Source organism: Pedobacter sp. ASV12, assembly GCF_016429155.1.
Lineage (GTDB): Bacteria > Bacteroidota > Bacteroidia > Sphingobacteriales > Sphingobacteriaceae > Pedobacter.
This window is the reverse complement of sequence record NZ_JAELUC010000215.1, coordinates 1-718: the sequence shown is the minus strand read 5'-3', so window position 1 is coordinate 718 and position 718 is coordinate 1. Positions and strand designations below refer to the sequence as shown.

1 protein-coding gene is annotated in these 718 nt (G+C 62.5%); it reads left to right on the top strand.

Annotated elements, in window-relative coordinates; genetic code table 11:
- Nucleotides 1–127: 127 nt before the first annotated feature.
- Nucleotides 128–718: serine hydrolase domain-containing protein (locus tag JHD69_RS19965; protein WP_199142091.1), on the top strand; the 591-nt coding region annotated here is incomplete at its 3' end.

Below are 718 nucleotides of genomic sequence, written 5' to 3'. Positions count from 1 at the left end.
CCCCCCCCCCCCCCCCCCCCCCCCCCCCCCCCCCCCCCCCCCCCCCCCCCCCCCCCCCCCCCCCCCCCCCCCCCCCCCCCCCCCCCCCCCCCCCCCCCCCCCCCCCCCCCCCCCCCCTTTTTCACAGATGTGTATAAGAGACAGGGTTAAAGGCGACCAGGTAATCTACAGTAAGGGTTTTGGCTATCGCGATCTTGAAAACAAAAAGCCGGTAACCTCTAATACGTTATTTGCCATAGGGTCGAGCACCAAGGCTTTTACTGCTTCGCTGATGGGTTTGTTGCAAAAGGAAGGTAAATTATCGTTGGATGGAAATGCAGTTTCCTATTTGCCCCAGCTACGGTTTTTTAATGATAACATGAACAATCAGATTACTGTGCGCGACATGATGTGCCACCGCACTGGTCTTTCGCGTTACGATTTATCTTGGTTTGTTTTCAATACATCTAATCGCGACAGCTTGATCCAACGGGTTCGCTATATGGAACCAAGTGCGGGTGTTCGCGAAAAGTGGCAATACAATAATTTTATGTTTTTGGCCCCTGTCTCTTATACACATCTGACGCTGCCGACGAACCACGACATGGGGAGTTGTGGGGGGGGGGGGGGGGGGGGGGGGGGGGGGGGGGGGGGGGGGGGGGGGGGGGGGGGGGGGGGGGGGGGGGGGGGGGGGGGGGGGGGGGGGGGGGGGGGGGGGGGGGGGGGGGGGGGGGGGGGG